The organism is Mycobacterium szulgai (assembly GCF_002116635.1).
GTDB lineage: Bacteria > Actinomycetota > Actinomycetes > Mycobacteriales > Mycobacteriaceae > Mycobacterium > Mycobacterium szulgai.
The window spans coordinates 222419-246459 of sequence record NZ_LQPW01000005.1; the positions used below are offsets into that span (position 1 = coordinate 222419).

The following is a 24041-nucleotide window of genomic DNA, read 5'->3' on the forward strand; positions in this document are numbered from 1 at the left end:
GAGTGGCGGAGTGACCGCAGTAGCAGCTCCCGACCCCGGGCCCGACGCCGGCGCGATCTGGCATTACGGCGATCCGCTGGGCGAACAGCGCGCGGCGCAAACCGACGCCGTGCTGATCGACCGCTCACATCGCGCCGTGATCACCCTGACCGGCGAAGACCGGCAGACCTGGTTGCACACCATCTCCACCCAGCACGTCAGTGAGTTACTCGAGGGCGCCAGCACACAGAATCTCAGCCTGGACGGACAGGGCCGCGTCGAGGACCACTGGATCCAGACCGAACTGGGCGGCACCACGTACCTCGACACCGAGCCCTGGCGGGGCGAGCCGCTGCTGGACTACCTGCGCAAGATGGTGTTCTGGTCTCAGGTCACCGCGGAGGCCGGCGACCTGGCGGTGCTGTCGCTACTGGGGCCCCGGCTGGCTGACCAGCAATTACTCAACGCTATGGGACTGCACGCCCTTCCCGACACCGCGGCGGTGCCGGTCAGCCGCGGCTTCGTCCGCAGGATGCCGGGCTCACCTGCCGGCTACATCGAACTGGACCTGCTGGTACCGCGCGGCGAGGTGGCGGATTGGCAGCAGCGCCTGACCCAGGCGGGGGCCCGGCCGGCCGGCGTCTGGACCTATGAGGCCCATCGGGTGGCGGCCCTGCGCCCACGCCTTGGAGTCGACACCGACGAACGCACGATTCCGCACGAGGTGGGCTGGATCGGCGAACCCGGCGCCGGCGCCGTCCACCTCGACAAAGGCTGCTATCGCGGGCAAGAGACAGTGGCCCGGGTGCACAACCTGGGCAGGCCGCCCCGAATGCTGGTGCTACTGCACCTGGATGGGTCGGCCGACCGGCCGTCCACCGGCGACGCGGTCCTGGCCGGCGGTCGCGCGGTGGGGCGGCTCGGCACGGTGGTCGAGCACGTCGACCTCGGGCCGGTAGCGCTGGCCCTGGTCAAACGTGGTCTGCCGGCCGAAACCGAACTCGCGACGGGCCCAGAGGGGGACGTCCCCGCGGTGATCGATCCTGAGTCGATGCCGGCCACCGATGGAATGGGCGCCGGGCGGCTGGCTGTCGAGCGGTTGCGAAGCGGGTCGACCCGGCAGGCAGGGCCAACCCACGCCTAGGCGCGAGGCACGGTAAACTGTCGTCAGGACAATAACGACACAAGAGATCGGAGCCGCCTACTCGTAGGCCGCTCCGTTATTTCGCGAGGGGGTTCCCCCATGGGCCGCGGCCGGGCTAAGGCAAAGCAGACCAAGGTTGCTCGAGAACTGAAATACAGCTCCCCCCAGACCGACTTCCAGCGGCTACAGCAGGAGCTGTCAGGGACGAGCACCGATGAGTCCGACGGCGACAGCTCCGACGACTCCTGGCACGACGAAGACGACTGGCGTCGCTAGAACCGTCTGCCCGCGTTAGGGCCCGGTTCCTAGAACCTCGGGTGCTGCCCGACCAACTTGGCCCGCGGGCCTTCCTTTCCGCCCTTGCAGATGGTCCCGAGGACCCAGCAGTCCAGGTGCCGCGCGGTCAGGATGGCCAAGGCGCGGTCGGTGTCCTCTGGGGCCACCACCGCGATCATGCCGACGCCCATGTTGAACGTCTTTTCCATCTCAGCCCGGGTGACCCGGCCGCGCTGCGCGATCATGGCGAACACCGGCGCGGGCGTCCACGTGCCGCGGTCCGCCTCGGCAACCAGCCCGTGCGGAATGACGCGCTCCAAGTTGCCGGCCAGCCCGCCGCCCGTGACGTGACAGAACGTCCGGACATGAGTCTCGGCGGCCAGCGCCAGGCAGTCCTTGACATAGATCCTGGTGGGCTCGAGCAGTTCTTCGCCCAGGGTGCGGCCGAACTCCTCCACATACCCGGCCAGGTTCATCCGGTCGATCTCCAGCAGCACCGAGCGGGCCAGCGAGTAGCCGTTGGAATGCAGGCCCGACGAGCCCATCGCGATGATGACGTCCCCCGGTTTGACGCGGTCGGGGCCCAGAATGTTGTCCGCTTCGACCACGCCCACACCAGTGGCCGACAGGTCGTAGTGATCCGGTTCCATCAGCCCCGGATGTTCGGCGGTCTCGCCGCCCAATAAGGCGCAGCCCGCCCGCATGCAGCCCTCGGCGATACCGCCGACGATTGCGGCCAGCCGTTCGGGCACCGTGCGGCCGACGGCGATGTAGTCCTGCAGGAACAGCGGCTCAGCGCCGCACACCACCAGGTCGTCGACCACCATCGCGACCAGATCCAGGCCGACGGTGTCGTGCTTATCCATCGCTTGGGCCACCGCGAGCTTGGTACCGACGCCATCGGTGGAAGCGGCCAGCACCGGTTCGCGGTAGTCGCCGCGCAGTGCGAACAACCCGGCGAAACCGCCGAGCCCGCCGCGCACTTCGGGTCTGGTGGCCTTGGTGGCCAGCGGCTTGAACAGCTCTACGGCGCGGTCACCGGCTTCGATGTCCACCCCGGCCGATGCATAGGTGATGCCCTGGTTGTCCGGTCGCAGGTATTGGCCGGCTCCGGAACCTTGATCCGTCATCGCGATAAAGGCTACCGGGCCATCCGCGGCGCCGGTATCAGGTGCCGGTGCTGTCGCTAATGCGGAACTGGAACTTCATCGGCGGCGAGCTCGCCCAGCCCGGCCCCGCGGGCCGCATTGGTGAGCATATGCTCGACGACGTTCTTGCCGAGCGCGGTTTCGCCGGGCAGTTCGATCGGATACACGCCGTCGAAGCAGGCGGTGCACAACCGCGACGCGGGTTGCTCGGTCGCGGCGATCAGTCCACGCAGCGAGATGTAGCCCAGCGTGTCGGCGTTGATGGCATGCCGTACCGCTTCGAGCATTTCGCCGCCGTCCTCGACCGCGTTGGCGATCAGCTCCGCCGGCGACGGGAAGTCGATACCGTAGAAGCACGGCCACTTGACCGGCGGTGAGGCGATCCGCACGTGCACCTCAAGCGCACCGGCCTCACGCAGCATCCGCAACAGCGCGCGCTGGGTGTTGCCCCGAACGATCGAGTCGTCGACGACGATGAGCCGCTTGCCGCGGATCACCTCTTTGAGCGGGTTGAGCTTGAGCCGGATGCCCAGTTGGCGGATGGTCTGTGACGGCTGAATGAAGGTCCGCCCGACGTAGGCGTTCTTCATCAGGCCCTGTCCGTAGGGAATGCCGGACTCTTGGGCGTATCCCACCGCTGCCGGAGTGCCGGATTCGGGCACGCCGATCACCAGGTCCGCGTCCACCGGGCATTCGCGGGCCAGCTGGCGACCGATTTCCAGCCGGGAGGCGTGCACCGAGCGGCCGGCGATCGTGCTGTCCGGCCGGGCCAGGTAGACGTATTCGAAGATGCAGCCTTTGGGCGTGGGATTGGCGAAGCGGGTGGAACGCACGCCGTCGGCGTCAATCGCCAGCAATTCGCCCGGCTCGATGTCACGAACGAACGAGGCGCCGACGATATCGAGCGCGGCCGTTTCGGAGGCCACCACCCAGCCGCGATCCAGCCGTCCCAGCGACAGCGGCCGCACCCCGTGCGGGTCGCGACACGCATAAAGCGTGTTCTCGTCCATGAAAGTCAGGCAGAACGCTCCGCGGACGGTCGGCAGCAGTTCCAGTGCCGCCTGCTCCAGGGTCGCATCGGCCGCACCGTGGGCCAGCAGTGCGCCGAGGATGTCAGAGTCCGTCGTCGCCGGGGCCGGGCAGCGCCTGGCGATCAGGCCGGCGTCGCGGGCGCGGGCCGCCAGGGCGGCCGCATTGACCAGATTGCCGTTGTGGCCCAATGCGACGCCGGTGCCGGCGGCGGTGTTGCGGAATACCGGCTGGGCGTTTTCCCAGGTGGTGTCGCCGGTAGTGGAGTAGCGGCAGTGGCCGATGGCGACGTGCCCCTGCATGGCAGCCAGCGTCTGCTCGTCGAATACCTGGCTGACCAGGCCTAGGTCCTTGAAGACCAGTACCTGGGAGCCGTCGGCGACGGCGATTCCCGCGGCTTCCTGACCGCGATGCTGCAACGCGTACAGGCCGTAATAGGTGAGCTTGGCGACATCTTCACCCGGGGCCCAAACCCCGAACACACCACACTCTTCACGGGGCGAACTCAGGTCTTGCTCGGGCTGCTGATCGGTCACGGTTTGGCGGCTCCCTGGGGCGCGATTAGTGACGTAACGGAGTTTACGGGCAACACGCCCTCCTCGCCGAATCAGACGTGGCCGATGATTATGGACAAACTGTCCATTGACCGTGAACGCACAGATCAGCCACGTTATTTCAGGCCAAATTCACCAGCGGCAACCACTGCTCGATTTCACCGGCCCGCGCGCCGGAAAGGGTCAGCGACCCCGTCGCCGCCGCTTCGGCGAGCCCGAGCAGCCCGGTGGCCACCAATAGCCACGTGCGCGGATCGGTTTCGACGACGTTGGGTGGTGTGCCACGGGTGTGTCTGGGCCCGGGCACACACTGCACCGCGACAAACGGCGGTATCCGGACCTCGACGCTGGCGCCGGGGGCCAACGCGGTCAGCGTGCGTGCGGTGAGCCGAACCGCGGTGGCCAAAGCGGCGCGGTCAGGCGCCGGCAGCGATTCGTCGCGCAACCAGTCGGCGATGGCCAACACGACTTGCCGGGTCTTTGCCGGATCGGCTCTGTCACGGGCAGCCATACCTTAGGGTCTCAGAATCATGGAGCGTCGCCGTCTGGGCAGGCGGCCACCGTACAAGATCATCGGCCTGGTAGCGCTGATGGCGGTAACGCTTGCCCTGATGGCCTTGTACGGCCAGTTCCGCGGAAGTTTCACCCCGAAGACCAAGCTCACGATGATTGCTCCGCGAGCGGGTTTGGTGATGGATCCCGGCGCGAAGGTCACCTACAACGGGATGCAGATCGGCCGGGTGTCCAGCATCTCCGAGATCACACATCAGGGCGTGCCGGCGGCCAGGGTGGTGCTGGACGTAGATCCCAAGTACATCGCGTCCATTCCGGCCAACGTCGCGGCCGAAATCAAGGCAACCACCGTGTTCGGCAACAAATATGTGTCACTGACGTCGCCGGAGAACGCTGCAGCCCAACGCATCACGACCGCCACGGTGATCAATGCGACGAAGGTGACGACGGAGTTCAACACGTTGTTCCAGACGCTGACGTCGATCGCCGAGAAGGTGGATCCGGTCAAGGTCAACGTGACCCTGAGCGCAGCCGCTGCGGCCCTGAGCGGGTTGGGTGACAAGTTCGGCACTGCGGTGGTGAACGGCAACGCCATCCTCGACGAGGTGAACCCGCAGCTGCCGCAGGCTCGCCAGGACATCGCTTGGCTGGCGGCGCTGGGCGACGTCTACGCCGACGCGGCACCTGATCTGTTTGACGCACTCAATCACGCGGCGATCACCGCACACACCGTCGATCATCAGCGTGGCGATCTGGATGCGGCGTTGCTGGCGGCGGCCGGACTGGGTGTCGCCGGTTCGGACGTGTTGGGTCGCGGCGGTCCATACTTCGCCCGCGGAGCCGTCGACCTGGTCCCCACCGCCCAGCTGCTCGACGAGTACAGCCCCGAAATCTTCTGCACCATCCGCAATTTCCACGACGTGGCGCCTCGCATCTACAAAGCCGTCGGGGGCGACAACGGCTACTCGCTGGGCGCCGCATCCGGCAGTATCGCCGGTGCGCAAAACCCGTACATCTATCCCGAGAACCTGCCGCGGGTGAACGCGCGAGGCGGACCCGGCGGCCGGCCCGGATGCTGGCAACCGATCGTCCGGAACCTGTGGCCGGCTCCGCTTCTGGTGATGGATGTCGGCGCCAGTATGGTGCCCTACAACCATTTCGAACTGCCCTCGCCGATGCTCCTCGACTACGTGTGGGGCCGCCAACTGGGCGACAACACGATCAATCCCTGAAGATTGGCAACATGACACTGCTGCCCCTACGCGCGCTGGCCGCCGTGGCTGTGACCGTGCTGGCGCTGACGAGTTGTACCGGCGGGCGTCCGGGAGCGAGCAAACCGAGCGCCGGGTGCCGGACCGTTGCCGCCGATCCCGCTTGGTACGGCGATAACCGCGACCGGATCAACGGGATGATCAAACAACTGGGCACGTGCGGCAAAACCGGATCCGTCGCCGCCGGCGCTCCCCTGGCGTTGTTCGACTGGGACAACACGACGGTGCGAAACGACATCGGCCACGCGACGTTCTTCTGGGTGATCCGCAACTCAAAGATTCGCCAACCCTCGGACTGGGGAACCACCAGCCAATTCCTCACCGCGCCGGCGGCCGCGGCACTAGCCGCCGCCTGTGGTGCCCTGGCGGCCCCCGGCCAGCCGTTGCCGACCGGTGCGGCAACGGGCACCGGGTGCGCAGACGAGCTGGTGTCCATCTACAACGACGGGCAGACCCGCTCGGGCGCAACGGCATTCGACGGGTATAACCACCGCCGGTTCAAACCCGTCGATGCCTGGTTGCTGCAATTGCTCGCCGGCTGGACCGACGCCGATGTGAGCGGATTCGCCGCCGCAGCACGGCAGCAGAATCTGGACGCCGCCCAAGGCGCCGAGCAGACCGTGGGCAGCACCCGCCAAACCGGCTGGGTGCGCTACTACCCGCAGATGCGCGACCTGATCGGAACCCTGCAGGCCAACGGGTTCGACGTGCGCATCATCTCCGCCTCTCCGGAGGCGGTGGTTCAGGTGTGGGCGGCCGACGTCGGCGTCGGCGCCGACCGGGTGATGGGCGTTCGCACCGATCACGACGGCGACGTGGTGACCACCCGCCTCGCGCTGTGCGGCGGAGAGACGAGCATGCCCTTCAACGAAGGCAAACGATGCCGGGTCAACGAGCAGGTGTTCGGTGTGCAGGGCCCGGCGGCGTTCCAGCCGCTGCCGCCGGAGCGGCGTCAGGTGTTCGGCGCCGGCGACTCCGACGGAGACGTGTCGTTCACCATGGACGCCACCGCGCTGCGACTCGTGCTCAACCGCAACCAGATCGAGCTGATGTGCCGGGCCTACGCCGACTCCGACGGCAAGTGGTTGGTCAATCCGACGTTCATCAATCCGCTTGGCATGAGCCCGCCCTATCCATGCGCGACCCAGGGTTACGACGAGCCCGACGGCGGTCAGTCGCCGCTGCGGATACCCACCGGGCCCGACGGGAAGCTCGTCCCCGACCAGCCGGACCGGGTGTACCGAATGTGACGCAGCTGCGACGGGCGGGTTTCCAGAAGGTGTCTGCCGCACGCTAAATCCACTGTCCTGCAAGAGTTATCGCTATAACCGCATAACTTCTTGTGAATCTTTGTAAATGCCTGGTCGCCGCGGTGCGCGGGCGACGGATGTGTGAGATCCTCTCCGGTGCCGTACTCCCAACTCACTAAGGCGGTGTTCCGAATGCCCAAATTCATGTCGCACGAAGGCGTTCCGCCCGCCATGAATCCCATCATTGTAACTAGGCGCGGCAAGATCGCCCGCCTGGAATCCAGCCTGACCCCGCACGAGGCCCAGATCGAGGACCTGGTGTTTCTGCGAAAAGTATTGACCAAGGCCGACATTCCGTTCCTGCTGATCCGCAATCACAAAGGCCGCCCAGTGCTGGCGATCAACATCGAACTGCGCCCCGCGGTCGAACGCGCGCTTGCCGCGGCATGTGCCACCGAGCCGATGTACGCCAAAACCATTGACGAGCGTGGTCTTTCCCCGGTCCTGGTGGCTACGGGCGGGCTCTCTCGGCTGGTCGATCCGCACATCGTGCGGCTATACCGGCGCCGGATCGCGCCGGGGGGATTTCGCTACGGGCCGGCCTTCGGTGTGGAGATCCAGTTCTGGGTGTTCGACGAAGACTTGATCCGTTGCCCGGTGGAGAATTCGCTCACCCGCAAGGTGCTGCCCCGCGCGGAGCTGGTCCCGGCGACCGTCAAGCTGCACGGGTACAAGTGGGCGACCATCGAGGGGATGTTCACCCCGCATGCCAGCGACGTGACCTTTGACATCGACCTGGTGTTCTCCTGGGTCGACGGCAACGACCCCGAGTTCCGTGCGCGCCGCGCCGCGCAGATGTCCCAGCACGTGATCGGCGAAGGCGACGACGCCGACGCCCGCATCCGCCAGATCGACGAGCTGAAATATGCGCTGCGCTCGGTGAACATGTTCGCGCCGTGGATCCGTCGCATCTTCATCGCCACCGATTCGGCACCGCCGCCATGGCTGGCCGAACACCCGAAGATCACCATCGTGCGTGCCGAGGACCACTTCTCCGACCCGGCCGCACTGCCCACCTACAACTCGCACGCGGTGGAAAGCCAGCTGCACAACATTCCGGATCTGGCCGAGCATTTCCTCTACTCCAACGACGACATGTTCTTCGGGCGACCGCTGAAGGCCAGCATGTTCTTCTCACCGGGCGGGGTCAGCCGGTTCATCGAGGCCAAGACCCGAATCGGGCTGGGCGCCAACGACCCCACCCGCAGCGGCTTCGAGAATGCCGCCCGGGTGAATCGCGGGCTGCTGTACGAGCGGTTCGGGCAGGTGATCACTCGTCATCTCGAGCACACCGCGGCACCCTTGCGCAAGAGCGTGCTAACCCAGCTGGAGCGGGAATTCCCAGAGGAATTCGCGCGCACGCAAGCCAGTGCATTCCGTTCGGGCACCGACATTTCGGTGACCAATTCGTTCTATCACTACTACGCGCTGATGACCGGTCGCGCCGTACCGCAGGAAAAGGCGAAGGTGCTCTATGTCGACACCACCACCTATGCGGGCCTGGGATTGCTTCCCGAATTGCGCAAGGGACGCGGATACGACTTCTTCTGCCTCAACGACGGCAGCTTCCCCGAGGTTTCCGCAGCCGAGCGTGCCGAACTGGTAATCACCTTCTTGGAGCGGTACTTCCCGATCCCCGCACCCTGGGAGAAGGTGGCCGCCGACCTCAGCCGGCCGGATTTTGCGGTCCCGACGGTGTCAACACCATCGGAGGGTGGCTGAACAGCGAATCCCGCCGGGACGGCTCAATAAAGATGCCGCTCTGGGTGATTTCGCGTTTCGACTGCTCGGGCGAGACGAAGGTGCCCACCGTCTGACCCCCGCCAAGCGGAACCACCGAGTGCACGACGGTGTCCTGGTAGACGTGCACCAGGTTGCAGCCCTGGGCGCCGTCTCGGCCGCGGGTACCTCCGGCGGCCACAGTGAGGTCTTGGGTGTAGCAGGTGGCCGAGGCCACCGACACCGGGATGCCGACGAAAGTCGCGTTGGTTGAGTAATGCAGGTGCCCGCCGAGAATCGCGCGGACGTCGCTGCCCTTGAGCACCCGCCCCAGCGCAGCCTGGTCGCGCAACTCCACCGTGACGGCCATGTCCAGCACGCTCGGAATCGGTGGATGATGCAGCGCCAGAATGGTGCCGTCCGGCACCGGCGTCGCCAATTCGGCGGCCAGCCAATCCAATTGGGCCGCCCGGACTTCACCGTAGTGGTGTCCGGGTACCGAGGTGTCCAAGGTGATGATGCGCAGGCCGTCGATCATCCGCACCCGGTCAAGGGGGGCCATCGACGGCGCCTCGTCCAGCAGGAACCTGCGTAGTTCGGCGCGATTGTCATGATTGCCCATCACCCAAACAAGTTCGGCGCCAAGCGCTTCGGCGAACGGCTCGACCAGGTCGCGGAGCTTGCGGTAGGCCTCCGGCTCACCCTGGTCGGCCAGGTCGCCGGTGAAAACGATTGCGTCGAAACGCAGCCCGGAAGCTTTTAACTGGTGAAGCAGGTCGCCCAGCCGGTCGTCGGCGGCTACCGCACCGTAGAGCGGGCGATCCCCTGCGATGAGATGAGTGTCGCTGATATGTAGGAGAACGTAATCCGGCCGCGGATGCTCCGCGGCCCTAAGTCTGTGCACCGGAGGTGCCACACCCTTTCATTGCTTGTTGAAGCTTGTCGATTTTTGACGCGGGCTAACGAGTATAGCGGCGCTGGATGACCAAAGCGGCCATCGCGCCGGTCTCGTTGATGGCCAGGTGCACCAACATCGGTGCGGCCAGGCTGCCGCAACGTCGCGCCAGCCAGCCGAACAACCAACCGGCAATGCCGGTGACCAGGACCGTCGGTAGCAGCGGCTGCCCCGTCGCGCGCGCGTCCGGGATGTGGGAGAGGCCGAACGCGGCGGCTTGCAGCATTTGCCCGCCGGACGAAGCCAGCGCCCCGCGAAACGCGGTCTCCTCGGCCCAGACCGTGCCCAACGGTATCTGCACTGCCAGCCAGCCACGTACCGACGACGGCATTTCGCGCGCCGACATCGCGAGCCGAACCGGCGACATCGACGTCGAGGCCGCGATGGCGGTCACCACCACCGCCGCGACCGCTGACCCCAGCCGCAACCCCGCCCACAGCCGTGGCGGTTTCAGTCCCAGCGGCGCCCGGGTGGCAACTACCAGCGCGGCTCCGAGAGCGGCTTGCAGCGGTGTCCGCCACCCGGTTGGAAGCCGTGGGCTGGCGAAACTCCAAGCGACCAGGCCCGCGGCCAGGCTCAGCGCACTCGGCCGGCTTATCCGAAGAATCGCGGCAGCACCGCCTCGGACGTCGCACGCAGTTCGGCCAGCGACACCGTGAACAGGCCCTGCACTTCGATCTCGTCGGAGGCCTGGTCGACGACACCGATACGGACCGCGGGCAGGCCACGCGCCTCGCACATAGAACGGAATCGACTCTCCTCGGTGCGCGGCACGGCGACCAATACCCGGCCCGCCGATTCGGAGAACAGCAGCACGAACGGATCGTGGTCCTCGGGAAGTACTATCCGACAGCCGGTTTCGCCGGCCAGCGCAGCTTCCACGATCGCCTGGGCCAGGCCGCCTTCGGACAGGTCGTGCGCCGCGGACACCAGCCCGTCGCGCGATGCCGCCGTCAGCACGTCGGCCAATAACTTCTCGCGTGCCAGATCGACCGAGGGCGGCAGCCCACCCAGATGGTCGGCCGTCACCTGCGCCCAGATCGATCCGTCGAACTCGTCGCGAGTGTCCCCCAGCAGTATCAGCGTTTCACCCGGCTCGGTGCCCAGCCCGGTCGGAAGACGTCGGCTCACATTGTCGATGACGCCAAGCACTCCGACCACCGGCGTGGGCAGGATGGCCATAGATCCGGTTTGGTTGTAGAAGCTGACGTTGCCGCCGGTTACCGGAATCCCAAGGGCCGCACAGCCGTCGGCCAGGCCACGCACCGCCTGGGAGAACTGCCACATGACCCCCGGGTCTTCGGGCGAGCCGAAGTTGAGGCAGTTGGTGACCGCGACGGGTGTGGCGCCGGTGGCGGCGACATTGCGGTAGGCCTCGGCCAGCGCGAGCTGGGCACCGGTGTAGGGATCGAGCTTGGTGTAGCGGCCCGAGGCGTCGGTCGACAGCGCAATGCCGCGGCCGGTGGACTCGTCGATGCGCAACACACCGCCGTCGGCATGCTCGGCCAGCACGGTATTGCCACGCACGTAGCGGTCGTACTGATCGGTGATGAACGCGCGGCTGCACAGGTGCGGACTGTCAAGCAGCGCTAGCAAAGTCGCGCGCAGCTCGTCGCCGGTTTTCGGGCGCGGCAACCCGGCCGAGGTATCGGCGTTGAGGGCGTCCTGTGATTCCGGACGGGCCACCGGGCGCTGATACACCGGGCCCTCGTGGGCGACCGTGCGCGGCGGCACGTCGACGACGGTCTCGCCGTGCCAGGTGATCTGCAGCCGGTCGCCGTCGGTGACCTCGCCGATCACGGTGGCCAGTACCTCCCATTTACGGCACACCGCGAGGAAGGCGTCCACGTTTTCCGGCGCGACGACAGCGCACATGCGTTCCTGCGACTCGCTGCACAGCACCTCGGCCGGTGTCATGTCCTTGGCCCGCAGCGGCACGGTGTCCAGCTGGATGGCCATGCCGCCATCACCCGCCGAAGCCAATTCCGATGTGGCGCAGGACAACCCGGCACCACCCAGATCCTGGATGCCGATCACCAGGCCGCCGGCGTAGAGCTCCAGGCAGCACTCGATGAGCACCTTCTCCATGAACGGGTCGCCCACCTGTACCGAGGGCAGCTTTTTGCGGGCCGGCCCCCCGCCGTCTTCAATATCAAAAGTGTCCGACGCCAGTACCGACACGCCGCCGATGCCGTCCAGGCCGGTGCGCGCGCCGAACAGGATGATCTTGTTGCCGGCGCCCGAGGCGAACGCCAAATGCAGGTCCTCCTGGCGCAATACGCCCACGCACATCGCATTGACCAACGGGTTGCCGGCATAGCTCGCGTCGAAGACGGTCTCGCCGCCGATGTTGGGCAAGCCCAGCGAGTTGCCGTAGCCGCCGATACCCCGGACCACGCCGTCGACCACGCGACGCGTATCCGGAGCGTCGGCAGCGCCGAACCGCAACTGGTCCATGACGGCCACCGGACGGGCACCCATGGCCATGATGTCGCGGACGATGCCGCCGACGCCGGTGGCCGCACCTTGGTACGGCTCGACGTAGGACGGGTGGTTGTGCGATTCCACTTTGAACGTGACGGCCCAGCCGTCACCGATGTCGACGACGCCGGCGTTCTCGCCGATGCCGGCCAGCATGCCGGCGCGCATCTCGTCGCTGGTCGTCTCGCCGAAGTAGCGCAGGTGAACCTTGGAGGACTTGTACGAGCAGTGCTCGCTCCACATCACCGAGTACATGGCCAGCTCGGTGTCGGTGGGCCGGCGCCCCAGGATGTCGCGAATACGCTGGTACTCGTCATCTTTCAGGCCCAGCTCGTGAAACGGTTGCGGCTGGTCGGGAGTGGTGGCGGCATGTTCGACGGTGTCGGTCACATGCGTGGGCGCGCTCGTCACGGACACAGTCTAGAGAAGATGTCTGCTGCACTTGCCGGCCAAAGCTGTCATAACGGCCGATCAACACTCCTAGGATTTGCTGGTACCGAATTTTTCCCACGGTGCCTGGACCGGACTCAATGGGAGAAGCAATGTCTTTGGTGATTGCGTCGCCGGACTTGGTGGCGGCAGCGGCCGCAGATCTCGCGGGTATTCGTGCGTCAATCAGCTCCGCCAGCGCCGTTGCGGAAATCCCGACTACGGGTGTCATGGCTGCCGGCGCAGATGCGGTGTCGGCGGCCATCGCGGCGTTGTTCGATACGCACGGGCAGGCGTATCAGATGTTGAGCGCTCAGGCGACGGCGTTCCACGACCAGTTTGTCCAGGCACTCGGCGTGGGCGCCAGCTCCTACGCTGCAGCCGAGGCGGTCAACGCAGCTCCGCTGCAGGCGATACAAGTCGCGGCGCAAAACGTGCTCAATGCGGTCAATGCGCCCGCCCAGGCGGTATTGGGCCGACCACTGATCGGCAACGGCACCGACGGGATGCCCAACAGCGGGCAGCCCGGCGGAGCGGGCGGATTGTTGTACGGCAACGGCGGTAACGGCGGGTCCGGCGCCGCGGGTCAGCCCGGCGGTAACGGTGGAGCGGCCGGGTTGATCGGCAACGGTGGGCGCGGCGGGGCCGGCGGGCCGGGCACGGTCAGTTCAGCACCCGGCAACCCGGGCGGAACCGGCGGGACCGGCGGCTGGCTGTTCGGCAACGGAGGTGCCGGCGGCCCCGGTGGCGTTGGAGCGAGTGCCGTCGGCGCCAACGGAGGGCAAGGCGGCGCCGGCGGCAATGCCGTCGGCCTGTACGGCAACGGTGGCCTCGGAGGTACTGGCGGCATCAGCGGACCCAATGGCGGCAACGGAGGAAACGGCGGCAGCGGCGGCCACGCCGGCTTGTTGGGCCAGGCTGGCGGCGGCGGTGACGGCGGCATCGGTGACGACAACGGCGGATCGGGCGGTAATGGCGGCAACAGCGGGCTGGTGGGTTACGGCGGTGCCGGCGGCAACGGCGGCTTCGGCAGCAATGGCGATGGCGGTGACGGCGGCCATGGCGGCACGAGTGGCCTGATCGGGAGCGGCGGAGGCGGCGGGATTGGTGGGTCTGCCGGCACCATTAACGGCAACGGCGGCAACGGCGGTGGGGGAGGCAACGGCGGGATGTTCGGCGACGCCGGCGACGGCGGCGATGGCGGCTTGGGCTTCAGCGGAGGGCTTGCCGGCAATGGAGGCAACGCATCGTTATGGGGCGACGGTGGTGCCGGCGGCAACGGGCAATTCGGCGCCGGCGGAACCTCCTCCGCCGGAGGTACCGGCGGTAACGGCGGCACCCTCGTCGGCAACGGCGGCGCGGGTGGCTCAGGTGGAGCTGGAATCCCGGGCGGCAAGGGCGGTAACGGCGGCAACGCGATCGGCTTATTCGGGTACGGCGGGGCGGGCGGCGTGGGCGGGGCTGGCCTAGCCGGCGGCATCGGCAGCAACGGTGGTGACGGCGGCAACGGCGGCACCGGCGGGCTGATCGGCGGCGGCGGCGCCGGCGGTGACGCGGGCACGAGTCTGGGGCTGCCGGCGGCCGGGGGTAACGGCGGTAGCGCCCAGTGGATCGGCAACGGCGGAAACGGCGGGGACGGCATCTTCGGCGGAGCTGGTGGTACGGGCGGTAAAGGCGGACAGCAGTTCGGCTCCGACGGCACGCCCGGGGCAAGCTAGCGTACGACCTGGTCTAGGGAGCCGACGAAATTGGACTGACTACCTCAATAGGGCAGCCGATGTAGTCCTGAATAATGATCCGATGTCCCGCCACTGGCCGCTGTTCGACCTGCGGATCACTACCCCGCGGTTGCAGTTGCGGCTGCCCGACGAGGAGCTGACCGACCAGCTGATCGACACCATTCTCGGTGGCGTGCACGACCCGGACCGGATGCCGTTCTCCATTCCGTGGACGCGAGCTCCGCAAGCCGACCTTCCGTTCAACACGCTGTCGTACCTGTGGCGGGAATTGGCTGGCTTCCGATGGTATGACTGGGCGCTGCCGCTGGCCGTCGTCGTCGACGGAAGAGCCATCGGCGTACAGGGGCTGCGAGCGAAGGACTTCCCCATCACCCGCCAGGTCGATTCCGGCTCGTGGCTCGGCCTGAACTATCAGGGCCAGGGCTATGGAACCGAAATGCGGGCAGCCGCCCTGTATTTCGCGTTCACCGAGCTCGGCGCGGCGGTGGCGACATCAGCGTCGTTCGTCGACAACCCGGCCTCTATCGCGGTGTCGCGGCGCCACGGCTACCAGGACGACGGCGCGGACCGATTGGCGCGCGACGGCGTGATGGTCGAGCAGCTGCGGTTTCGGCTAAGCCGCGACGAGTGGCAACGGCACCGTTCGGTCGACGTGCGGGTGGACGGATTCGACCGCTGCCGACCGCTCTTTCGACTCGACTACTGACCCACCACGCAGAACACGTTGCCTTCGGGGTCGGCCAGCACCACCCAGCGGAAGTTCTCGCCGACCTGGTGTCGTTCGACCTCGGTGGCACCGGCCGCGGTCAGCCGCGCCACTTCGCCGTCCACGTCAGCGGCGCTGAAATCGAGGTGCACCCGGTTCTTCCCGGGCGTTGGATCAGCGACCTTCTGGAAACCGAGCCGCGGGCCGTCGGGCCGTGCCACCGCGAAGAACTCGCCGGGCAGTAGCTCGTGCGTGGTACCACCGAAATTCTCGGCCCACCACCCGGACAACTTCGCCGGGTCGCCGGAGTCGAACGTCACCATCTCTACGTTGAGTGCCATGGCCGGATCGTAGGTCAGGCCGGTGACAAGAACGCCTGCAGCGCCGCCGCGTAGGCGGCCACGTCGTGAGCGCCCATCAGCTCACGCGCGGAGTGCATGGCAAGCTGCGCAGCGCCGACATCGACGGTGGGAATGCCGGTCCGCGCCGAGGCGAGCGGGCCGATCGTCGAGCCGCAGGGCAGGTCGGCGCGATGCTCGTAGCGCTGCAGCGCCACCCCGGCCTGCTCGCAAGCCAGTGCGAACGCCGCCGCCGTGCGACCGTCGGTGGCATAACGCAGGTTCGGGTGCACCTTGAGCACCGGGCCCGCGTTCACCTCGATCAGATGGTTGGGTTCGTGCCGCTCCGGATAGTTGGGGTGGGTGGCATGCGCCATGTCGGCCGAGGCGAGCAGCGACTCGGTCAGCTGTCGCAGGTAGTCCTCCCGGGTGCCGCCGGCCGCGAGCACAATGCGTTCCAGCACCGTGGACAGCAGGTTGGATTGGGCGCCATGCGCGGAGGATGAGCCGACCTCCTCGTGGTCGAAGACCACCAGCACCGGCAGGTACTTTTGCGGCTGCGCGGCCAGTAATGCTTCCAGACCCGCATAACAGCTGGCCTGGTTGTCCAGCCGCGGCGCACTGAGCAGGCCGGCATCGGCACCGATCACCGCCGACGGGGTTAAGTCATGGGTCATCAGGTCGGCGGCCAAGACGTCGGCTTCGGCGACTCCGGCCCACTCGGCGACATAGCCGAGGAACGAACCCACCTGCTGGCCCACGCCCCATACCGCGTTGAGGTGTCGTTGCGGATCCAGCGTGACGGACTTGCGGTCGTCCGCCAGATGGATGGCGAGCTGCGGGACGCGCAGGATCGGATCGTCTATCCGAACCAGCAGGTGTCGTACACCCCCGCCCTCGCGCACCGAGAGGCGCCCGCTGATCCCCAGGTCACGGTCCAGCCAGGAGTTCAGCCAGGCGCCGCCGTACGGCTCCAGGGCCACCACCTGCCAGCCGGCCACCGTGCGGTCGGGATGCTGCTTGACGCGCAGGTTGGGACTGTCGGTGTGGGCGCCGATGATCCGGAACGGGCCGGGCGAGCCATCGGACTGCCCGGCCGAATCCCAGGCGACCAATGACCCGGCTCGGACGGTGAAGTAGCGGCCCGGCTCTTCCGGCCAGCGGTCGGCCTCGTTGAGTTCGGTGTATCCGGCCTCGAGCAGCCGCGCGGCCACCGTCAGGCAGACGTGAAAAGGCGAGGGCGATACGTCGACAAATTCGCCCAGGCCAAGGGCGGTGGCCACCATGCACCCATGTTTAGCACCCGCCGGTGTCAAGACGTTAGGGTCGTGGCTGTGCCCGCTGTCCAGCCTCAGCCGGTTCTCGCGCCGTTGACGCCTGCCGCCATCTTCCTGGTGGCCACCATCGACGAGGGCGGTGAAGCGATCGTGCACGACGCGCTACCGGACCTGTCGGGGTTGGTGCGCGCGATCGGCTTTCGTGACCCGACCAAACGCCTATCGGTCGTCGCTTCGATCGGATCAGACGCCTGGGACCGATTGTTCGCCGGACCGCGACCCGCCGAACTGCATCCGTTCATCCCACTGGCCGGTCCGCGGCACGTCGCGCCGGCCACACCGGGTGACCTGTTGTTCCACATCCGCGCCGAAACGTTGGACGTCTGCTTCGAGCTGGCCGGCCGCATCCTGAAGTCGATGGCCGGCGCGGTAACGGTGGTCGACGAGGTGCATGGCTTCCGGTTCTTCGACAACCGGGATCTGCTCGGCTTCGTCGACGGCACCGAAAACCCGGACGGCCCAGTCGCCGTCAGCGCGACCGCGGTCGGCGACGAGGATCCGGACTTCGCCGGCGCCTGCTATGTGCACGTGCAGAAATACGTGCACGACATGCCGTCCTGGGACTCGCTTTCGGTCACCGAGCAGGAGCTGGTGGTCGGCCGGACCAAGCTGGAAGACATCGAACTCGGCGACGACAAGAAGCCGGCGAACTCTCACATCGCACTTAACGTCATCACCGACGATGACGGCAACGAACTGAAAATCGTGCGGCACAACATGCCGTTCGGCGAGGTCGGCAAGGGCGAGTACGGAACGTATTTCATCGGCTATTCGCGCACACCCGAGGTCACCGAACAGATGCTGCGCAATATGTTCCTGGGCGATCCGCCCGGTAACACCGACCGCATCCTGGACTTCTCCACCGCGATCACCGGTGGCATGTTCTTCTCGCCCACCGTCGACTTCCTCGACGATCCGCCGCCACTTCCTGGCCCGCAGGTGACCACTATTGCCGTTACGCCTGCATCTGACGACGGATCACTTTCGATCGGCAGCCTGAAAGGAACCTCCCGATGAACAATCTGTACCGCGATCTGGCACCGGTCACTGAAGCGGCTTGGGCCGAAATCGAATTGGAAGCATCGCGTACCTTCAAGCGTCACATCGCTGGGCGCCGGGTGGTCGACGTCAGCGAACCCGGTGGGCCGATCACCGCCGCCGTCAGCACCGGACGGCTGATCGACGTGGAGGCGCCCACCGACGGCGTCATCGCCCACCTGCGCGACAGTAGACCCCTGATCCGGCTCCGCGTTCCATTCACCCTGTCGCGCAACGAGATCGACGATGTCGAGCGCGGCTCGAACGACTCGGATTGGGAACCTGTCAAGAAGGCCGCCAAGAAACTGGCCTTCGTCGAGGATCGCGGGATCTTCGAGGGTTACGGCCCAGCGTCGATCGAGGGTATCCGGCGCGCCAGCTCCAACCCGACGCTGACGTTGCCCGACGACCCGCGCGACATCCCCGACGTGATCAGCCAGGCGCTGTCCCTGCTGCGGCTCGCCGGTGTCGACGGTCCGTATTCGGTACTGCTGTCTGCCGATGTATACACCAAGGTCAGCGAGACCACCGAGCACGGGTATCCGATCCGCGAGCATCTGAACCGGCTTGTCGACGGGGAGATCATCTGGGCGCCGGCCATCGACGGCGCATTCGTATTGACCACTCGCGGCGGTGATTTCGATCTGCAGCTGGGCACCGACGTCTCAATCGGCTACCTCAGCCATGACGCCGAGACCGTGCAACTGTATCTGCAGGAAACCCTGACGTTCCTGTGCTACACGGCCGAGGCGTCGGTCGCGCTGGGTCCGGCGGAGTAACTGGTGGTGCGACTGGCTGGTTCTGTCGCGCTGGTCACCGGCGCCACATCCGGAATCGGGCGCGCGATTGCGTTGCAACTCGCCGCGCGGGGTGCCGACGTGGTGGTACACGGACGCAGCGCCGAGCGCGGCGGCGAGGTGGTGCGCGAGATCGAAACGGCCGGCGGCAAAGCGCGTTTCGTCGCGGCCGATCTCAACCAGCCCGACGACGTTCGACGGCTGGCCACAGCGGCGGGGCGGGTGGACGTCTTGATCAACAACGCCGGCATCTTCAAGTTCGGCGGGACGCTGGAGACCGACGACGCCGTGTTCGACGAGCATGTGAACGTCAACATGCGCGCCCCGTACATCCTGGTTCAAGAATTGGCACCGGGAATGGTCGAGCGAGGGCAGGGTGCGATTGTCAGCCTGAGCACTATCGCCGCCTCGACGCCAAAACACAAGGGCGGCATATACGGTGCTACCAAGGCGGGCCTGGAACTGTTGACCCGGGTCTGGGCAGACGAGTTCGGCGCGTCCGGCGTTCGGGTGAATGCGGTGGCCGCGGGACCTACCGACACACCCGGAACCGAAGCCACACCGGGCCTTCTCGAAGAGTTGGCGAAGATCACCGCCTTGCGCCGGGCAGCAGATGCGAGCGAAATCGCGAGCGCCGTAGTCTTTCTCGCTTCGGAGGATGCCAGCTACGTCAACGGTGCCATCCTGAACGTAACCGGTGGCGAAAGCTCCTTTGCCCCGTAGTTAGGCTGTGTCGTCATCGTCATCGCGTCGCAGAGCAGTTTCTCTGGATGATGGAAGGTATTCGTTCGGGGTAGGCCGTGGTCAAGATGGAGCGGTGGGATCGGCTAGGCGTTTGGTGTGGTAAAGCGCGACGGCTTCGCCGTTTTCGAAGATGGCCAAGTAATGGTTGGCGTGACGACCCAGGCGGATGACGTCGGACCGGGTACCCGCAGCCGCCGCGCCACGCGTTCCAGGCGTTCCAGCGCCCGCAACCGCTGCGGCGTGGTCAGCACGTCAAACGTCAATCCGCACAAGCGATCCAGGTCATCGTCGAGCGCGTCGAAGACCTCCACGATCTCTTCACGCGTGCTCGAACCCATGCCTGAATGCTATGGGTGGGTACCGACAAGAATCCGGCCGTGTTGAGGCAGCCAGCTAGAGGTCTAGCACGACATCGCTTTCCGGCGCCGCCGAACAGATGAGCACCTCGCCGGCACCCGGCTCCTCCAGCGGCGCGTGAACATAGCGTGTCGCTCCCGCCACGACTCCGGTGACACACACATGGCAAACCCCGCTGCGGCAAGAGAACCGGGTGGGCACGTCGCAGGCTTCAGCAAGCTCGAGAATGCTGTGGTAAGCCGGTGACCAATTGACGGTAAGACCGCTGCGCGCGAAGGTAATTGACGGTCCTGCGCCGGGCTCGCCTACGGGTAGGTGCGGCGGCGTGCACACACCGGTGTTGACCATACCCGGATTGATGGCCGGCAGGGCTCCGAACAGTTCGCTGTGGATGGCACCGGCCGCAAGCCCGATAGTCGTGAGATGGCCGCACATGTCAGACATGAATTGTGCTGGGCCGCAGAGATACACCGTGGCGTCCAGCGGCAGACCTAGTTCGGCGAGTGATTCCAGCGTCAGGCGACCTTCCGCTTGCGTATAGAAGATCCGCAGCACCGCCTGCGGCAACGACACGGCCAGATCCTCGACTTCGGTTGCAAAAACCTGACTCTCGCGGTCGCGCGTGACGTGCACCCACCAAATCCGGCGACTACTACCCGCCGCCGCCAACGCATGCAGCATCGCCAACACCGGCGTGATCCCGATTCCCGCAGAAATCAGCACAACCGGACTAGCCCCGTCCACCAGATAGAAGTCGCCGCGTGGCGCCGCGGCCTCGACCACCGAGCCCGGTCCGATGTGCTCATGAAGCCAACGGCTTACCAATCCGTGTTCTTCGCGTTTGACGCTGATGCGGTAGTCACCCCAGCCTGGATCACCCGAGAGGGAGTAGCTGCGCATCGGGGCGGGGGTGCCGACGTCCGGAATACGCACGGTCAGATACTGACCCGGTAGCGACCCATTGGCGTCGGCCGCAAGCCAGATCGACAACACACTCGCGCTCTCCCGCCGCGTTGCCCTGACCCGCAACGGGCGAAATCCGTTCCAGGCGGGCAAGGCTCGACCCGACGGCACCGCCGTCAGCATTTCGGTGAACGATTGTCGCCACCCCGGGCTCAACGCCGCAACATCGACGATCTTGCGCAATTGTTCGGCATTGCGGTTGGGCAGATACAGCAATGCGTCGACGTCGGCCACACTGAGTTCGTGCTGGCCGCGGCGGGTGCGCACGATCTCGTCGCCGGCGCAGACCTCCCCCTCGGCGATGACGCGGAAGTAGAAGCCCGGACGATGCTGCGCGACAAGCAGATTGGGCATGTCAGGTTCGTCGAGGCGCATGCCGACCCGAAAGCAGGTGACGCGCGGCTGGGTGACTTCGAATTCGGCGTTGCCAATGCGGTAGCGGTCCCCGATGCAGACTTCGTCGTCGCCGAGACCCGCGACGGTGAAGTTCTCCCCGAACTGCCCGGGCTCTAAGTCGTCGCGGTGCAAAAAATCCCGCCAGAAGTCGTAGGACTCCAGCTGATACACCATGACCGCGCGCTGCTCACCGCCATGGCCGGCGAGATCGCCCTGGCCGTCGCCATCAATGTTGTTGCGGCGCACCATCACCGGACCATCGACCGGCATTTTCCATATCCCGGTGTGGATGGTTCTGCCCTGCCATTGCACATCCTTGGGCATGCCGACGTTGACCGAAACGAGCGTGCCCAGTTACGCCTCCTCACCGCGCCGAAAAAATGGGGGAGCTGACCCAGAATATGTGCCCTAGGCCTGGCGGTCAACAGCTGCCGGATGCATAATGGGTTATATAACCCAGAAAACGCGGAGGTTGTCCCATGCCGGCTGTCCATCATCGCTACGCAACCATCGACGGTCGTCGGCTGTTCTTCCGCGAAGCCGGCAATCCCGATGCGCCCGCAATCGTGCTGCTGCACGGATTCCCCACCAGCTCCTACATGTTCCGGCAGCTGATTCCGGCGCTGGCGGACCGCTACCACGTGATCGCACCGGATCATTTGGGGTTCGGCCTCTCCGACGCACCGCCCGTCGAGGAGTTCGATTACACATTCGACGCTCTCGCCGAATTGACCGCCGGCTTGCTGCGCGAACTCGGCATCGACAGGTACGCAATGTACGTCCAGGACTACGGCGCTCCGATCGGATGGCGATTGGCGCTGCGGGATCCGGCCGCCGTCACGGCGATCATCACTCAGAACGGCAACGGTTACGACGCCGGATTCGTCGAGGACTTCTGGAAGAACGTACGGGCGTATCAAGAAAACCCGGACGACGAAACCGCGGTTCGGCAGTTCCTCACCCTGGACGCCACCCGCTGGCAATATCTAACCGGCGTTGCCGACGAGACACTGGTCGATCCCGAATCCTGGTATCACGATTACGCATTGATCTCGCGCCCCGGAAATGACCGGGTACAGCTGAAGCTTTTTCGCGACTACGCGACGAATGCGCCGCTGTATCCGCGCCTGCATGAGTATTTCCGCGACAGCGGCGTCCCGCTGCTGGCGGTGTGGGGCCGCGGAGACGAGATATTCGGCCCGGCCGGTGCGCAAGCGTTCGCCGACGACCTCCCGCGTGCCGAGATCCACCTTCTGGACGGCGGACATTTCCTGCTGGAATCCGCCTTGCCGAGAGTTACCGAACTCATTCGCGGCTTCCTGGCGAAGATCCACGTGCCCGCCTGAAGCAAAGCCCGAGCCGGGTGACGGCAAATGGGCTGGATATCCCATAATCAACACCACCGACGGGTTAGCCTGTCTCGATGGCTCAGCCTGACGATCCCACCGCGAAGCGGTTGACCCCTAAGGGGCGCGCCACCCGCGATCGGATCGTGCTGGCCGCCGCCGAATTGATCGTCAGCCATGGGTTGCGCGCGTTGAATATGGATCGTGTGCGACAGGCCGCGTCGGTGAGCGGCTCGCAACTCGCCCACTATTTCACCGCTAAGAGCGCGTTGATCCGGGCGGTCGTCGCCCGCCAGATCGGCGTGGTGCTGGACTTTCACCAGCAGCCGCAGCTGGGTGGCTTGAATTCGTTCGACGACTTCGAACGTTGGGTCGATCTCAACATGCGCTACCTGCGGCGCGTCGGCAACACCGGTACGCCCACTTACCATGCGCTGGCCGCGCAGCTGGCAAAGTCCGACGACGCGACGCGAGAAGCGGTGGCCACCGGCTACTGGCAGTGGATAGCGTTGCTGGAAGCGGCAATTCGGCAAATGGTGGAAAACGGCAGCCTCGTCGCGGACGCCGATCCTCGCCGAATTGCGATGGTGATCGTGTGCGCGCACCAGGGCGGCGCCACGCTGGCCTACACCTACCGAGCCGAATGGCCGCTCGCAGAGGCCATTCGCTTCGCCGTCAACTACCTGCGCACGTTCGCCGCCGATCCCGCCGAACGACTCCCGCGCCGCCGCCTGCGTCCCAGGCGCCCACGAACGAGAGCCTCCTGAGTGTCCAGGGATTCCCAGCTCACCCGCAAAGGTCTGGCGACCCGGGCACGCATTATCGGCGCCGCCGCCGCGCTGGTGTTCGAGCGCGGCGTTGCCAACGCCAGCATTGACGAAGTGCGGACCGCCGCCGGGGTCAGCGGATCGCAAATCTCGCACTACTTCGGCGACAAACGCGATCTGATCCGCCAAGTAATCGCATCCCGCCGTGCTGACGTGGTGGCGTTTCATACGCAGGCACGGCTGGGCGAACTCGACAGCATTGAAGCGCTGCAGGAGTGGGCCGCGGCCTGCGTTGCCGACATCGAATCCGTATATCGCCGAGGGGGTTGCGTCTACGGTTCGCTGGCCGGCGAACTGATCGACGAGGACGACGAAATCCACGCCGATCTCTCCGCGGGATACGACCAGTGGATCGAGCTTTTTCGCGGTGGACTCGCCGCGATGCGCCGTCGGGGCGAATTGCACCCCGACGCCGATCCCAGGCACCTGGCGGTATCGCTGGTCGTCGCGCACCAAGGCGGCGCCATGCTCACCCATGCCACTGGCGACCCCGAACCACTGCGCGCGGCTCTGGACGCAGCAGTCGCCTATGTGCGCTCCTTCGCGCCGCAATGCACGAAGCACAAGCGTTCTTGACCCTGGACATGTTTGGGTCACAGGGCCCATAATAATGGGACATCTAACCCATTCATTGCGGAAGCCATT

At 66.2% G+C, this 24041-nt stretch carries 22 protein-coding genes and 1 pseudogene; 13 read left to right on the top strand and 10 right to left on the bottom strand.

Annotated elements, in window-relative coordinates:
- Nucleotides 1-10: 10 nt before the first annotated feature.
- Both ygfZ and AWC27_RS01260 read left to right on the top strand, forming a co-directional pair.
- Nucleotides 11-1123, top strand: a complete 1113-nt coding sequence (gene ygfZ / locus AWC27_RS01255; RefSeq protein WP_085668690.1) for a CAF17-like 4Fe-4S cluster assembly/insertion protein YgfZ — start codon at nucleotides 11-13, stop codon at nucleotides 1121-1123.
- A gap of 99 nt (nucleotides 1124-1222) precedes the next feature.
- Nucleotides 1223-1399: a DUF3073 domain-containing protein gene (locus tag AWC27_RS01260; protein WP_085668691.1), complete on the top strand. Its 177-nt coding sequence runs from the start codon at nucleotides 1223-1225 to the stop codon at nucleotides 1397-1399.
- Nucleotides 1400-1428: 29 nt separating this feature from the next.
- On the opposite strand, the gene purM is transcribed toward AWC27_RS01260, so the two are convergent.
- From purM to AWC27_RS01275, 3 genes are all read right to left on the bottom strand, one after another.
- Nucleotides 1429-2529 (bottom strand): phosphoribosylformylglycinamidine cyclo-ligase, encoded by a 1101-nt coding sequence (gene purM, locus AWC27_RS01265; protein WP_085668693.1) that lies wholly within the window; start codon nucleotides 2527-2529, stop codon nucleotides 1429-1431.
- A 56-nt stretch (nucleotides 2530-2585) separates the two neighbouring features.
- Nucleotides 2586-4112: an amidophosphoribosyltransferase gene (gene purF, locus AWC27_RS01270; protein WP_085668694.1), complete on the bottom strand. Its 1527-nt coding sequence runs from the start codon at nucleotides 4110-4112 to the stop codon at nucleotides 2586-2588.
- Nucleotides 4113-4251: 139 nt separating this feature from the next.
- Nucleotides 4252-4641 carry a sterol carrier family protein gene (locus AWC27_RS01275; protein WP_085668696.1) on the bottom strand — a complete coding sequence of 130 codons (390 nt, stop codon included), beginning with the start codon at nucleotides 4639-4641 and terminating at the stop codon, nucleotides 4252-4254.
- Nucleotides 4642-4660: 19 nt separating this feature from the next.
- Between AWC27_RS01275 and AWC27_RS01280 the strand changes: the two genes are divergently transcribed.
- The 3 genes from AWC27_RS01280 (at nucleotide 4661) to AWC27_RS01290 (ending at nucleotide 8946) form a co-directional block, all read left to right on the top strand.
- A complete protein-coding gene (locus AWC27_RS01280; protein WP_085668698.1) occupies nucleotides 4661-5875 on the top strand; it encodes an MCE family protein in 1215 nt (404 codons plus the stop codon).
- 11 nt (nucleotides 5876-5886) lie between these two features.
- Nucleotides 5887-7164, top strand: a complete 1278-nt coding sequence (locus tag AWC27_RS01285) for a haloacid dehalogenase-like hydrolase (protein ID WP_085668700.1) — start codon at nucleotides 5887-5889, stop codon at nucleotides 7162-7164.
- A gap of 192 nt (nucleotides 7165-7356) precedes the next feature.
- Complete coding sequence (locus AWC27_RS01290; protein ID WP_085668702.1) at nucleotides 7357-8946, top strand: stealth family protein; 1590 nt, start codon at nucleotides 7357-7359, stop codon at nucleotides 8944-8946.
- Here AWC27_RS01290 and cpdA read toward each other — a convergent pair.
- From cpdA to purL, 3 genes are read right to left on the bottom strand one after another with little or no spacing between them, the layout of a single operon-like run.
- Nucleotides 8891-9847 (bottom strand): 3',5'-cyclic adenosine monophosphate phosphodiesterase CpdA, encoded by a 957-nt coding sequence (gene cpdA, locus AWC27_RS01295; RefSeq protein ID WP_085668840.1) that lies wholly within the window; start codon nucleotides 9845-9847, stop codon nucleotides 8891-8893. The two genes, AWC27_RS01290 and cpdA, sit on opposite strands and share 56 nt — an antisense overlap.
- Before the next feature lie 55 nt (nucleotides 9848-9902).
- Nucleotides 9903-10496, bottom strand: a complete 594-nt coding sequence (locus AWC27_RS01300; protein ID WP_139836700.1) for an Rv0804 family intramembrane glutamic endopeptidase — start codon at nucleotides 10494-10496, stop codon at nucleotides 9903-9905.
- Nucleotides 10493-12769 carry a phosphoribosylformylglycinamidine synthase subunit PurL gene (gene purL, locus AWC27_RS01305; protein ID WP_139836701.1) on the bottom strand — a complete coding sequence of 759 codons (2277 nt, stop codon included), beginning with the start codon at nucleotides 12767-12769 and terminating at the stop codon, nucleotides 10493-10495. The genes AWC27_RS01300 and purL overlap by 4 nt, the downstream gene beginning before the upstream one ends.
- Nucleotides 12770-12921: 152 nt before the next feature.
- On the opposite strand from purL, the gene AWC27_RS01310 reads away from it, so the two are divergent.
- The gene (locus AWC27_RS01310; protein WP_085668704.1) at nucleotides 12922-14526 is read left to right on the top strand and encodes a PE family protein; all 1605 of its coding nucleotides are present in this window, start codon (nucleotides 12922-12924) and stop codon (nucleotides 14524-14526) included.
- A gap of 82 nt (nucleotides 14527-14608) precedes the next feature.
- Nucleotides 14609-15253, top strand: coding sequence for an acetyl-/succinyl-CoA transferase (locus AWC27_RS01315; protein ID WP_085668706.1), 645 nt, complete (start codon nucleotides 14609-14611; stop codon nucleotides 15251-15253).
- Here AWC27_RS01315 and AWC27_RS01320 read toward each other — a convergent pair.
- The gene (locus tag AWC27_RS01320) at nucleotides 15247-15594 is read right to left on the bottom strand and encodes a VOC family protein (RefSeq protein WP_085668708.1); all 348 of its coding nucleotides are present in this window, start codon (nucleotides 15592-15594) and stop codon (nucleotides 15247-15249) included. The genes AWC27_RS01315 and AWC27_RS01320 overlap by 7 nt on opposite strands.
- A 14-nt stretch (nucleotides 15595-15608) precedes the next feature.
- Nucleotides 15609-16877, bottom strand: a complete 1269-nt coding sequence (locus AWC27_RS01325) for a M18 family aminopeptidase (protein WP_085668710.1) — start codon at nucleotides 16875-16877, stop codon at nucleotides 15609-15611.
- A gap of 42 nt (nucleotides 16878-16919) precedes the next feature.
- Between AWC27_RS01325 and AWC27_RS01330 the strand changes: the two genes are divergently transcribed.
- From AWC27_RS01330 to AWC27_RS01340, 3 genes are read left to right on the top strand one after another with little or no spacing between them, the layout of a single operon-like run.
- The gene (locus tag AWC27_RS01330) at nucleotides 16920-17945 is read left to right on the top strand and encodes a Dyp-type peroxidase (protein WP_169726685.1); all 1026 of its coding nucleotides are present in this window, start codon (nucleotides 16920-16922) and stop codon (nucleotides 17943-17945) included.
- Nucleotides 17942-18745 carry a family 1 encapsulin nanocompartment shell protein gene (locus AWC27_RS01335; RefSeq protein WP_085668713.1) on the top strand — a complete coding sequence of 268 codons (804 nt, stop codon included), beginning with the start codon at nucleotides 17942-17944 and terminating at the stop codon, nucleotides 18743-18745. The genes AWC27_RS01330 and AWC27_RS01335 overlap by 4 nt, the downstream gene beginning before the upstream one ends.
- Before the next feature lie 3 nt (nucleotides 18746-18748).
- Nucleotides 18749-19486 (top strand): SDR family NAD(P)-dependent oxidoreductase, encoded by a 738-nt coding sequence (locus AWC27_RS01340; RefSeq protein ID WP_308207085.1) that lies wholly within the window; start codon nucleotides 18749-18751, stop codon nucleotides 19484-19486.
- A 96-nt stretch (nucleotides 19487-19582) separates the two neighbouring features.
- Here AWC27_RS01340 and AWC27_RS33085 read toward each other — a convergent pair.
- Both AWC27_RS33085 and AWC27_RS01350 read right to left on the bottom strand, forming a co-directional pair.
- A pseudogene (locus AWC27_RS33085) lies at nucleotides 19583-19687 on the bottom strand (hypothetical protein); the annotation flags it as partial.
- A 213-nt stretch (nucleotides 19688-19900) separates the two neighbouring features.
- On the bottom strand, nucleotides 19901-21577 hold the full coding sequence (locus tag AWC27_RS01350) for an MOSC and FAD-binding oxidoreductase domain-containing protein (RefSeq protein WP_085668717.1): 1677 nt from the start codon (nucleotides 21575-21577) through the stop codon (nucleotides 19901-19903).
- Nucleotides 21578-21702: 125 nt separating this feature from the next.
- Between AWC27_RS01350 and AWC27_RS01355 the strand changes: the two genes are divergently transcribed.
- From AWC27_RS01355 to AWC27_RS01365, 3 genes are all read left to right on the top strand, one after another.
- Nucleotides 21703-22569, top strand: coding sequence for an alpha/beta fold hydrolase (locus AWC27_RS01355; protein WP_085668719.1), 867 nt, complete (start codon nucleotides 21703-21705; stop codon nucleotides 22567-22569).
- Between the two features lie 77 nt (nucleotides 22570-22646).
- Nucleotides 22647-23336, top strand: coding sequence for a TetR/AcrR family transcriptional regulator (locus AWC27_RS01360; RefSeq protein ID WP_085668721.1), 690 nt, complete (start codon nucleotides 22647-22649; stop codon nucleotides 23334-23336).
- Entirely contained in the window at nucleotides 23337-23972 is a 636-nt protein-coding gene (locus AWC27_RS01365) for a TetR/AcrR family transcriptional regulator (protein WP_085668723.1), read from the top strand. It abuts the gene before it with no gap.
- Nucleotides 23973-24041 lie beyond the last annotated feature (69 nt).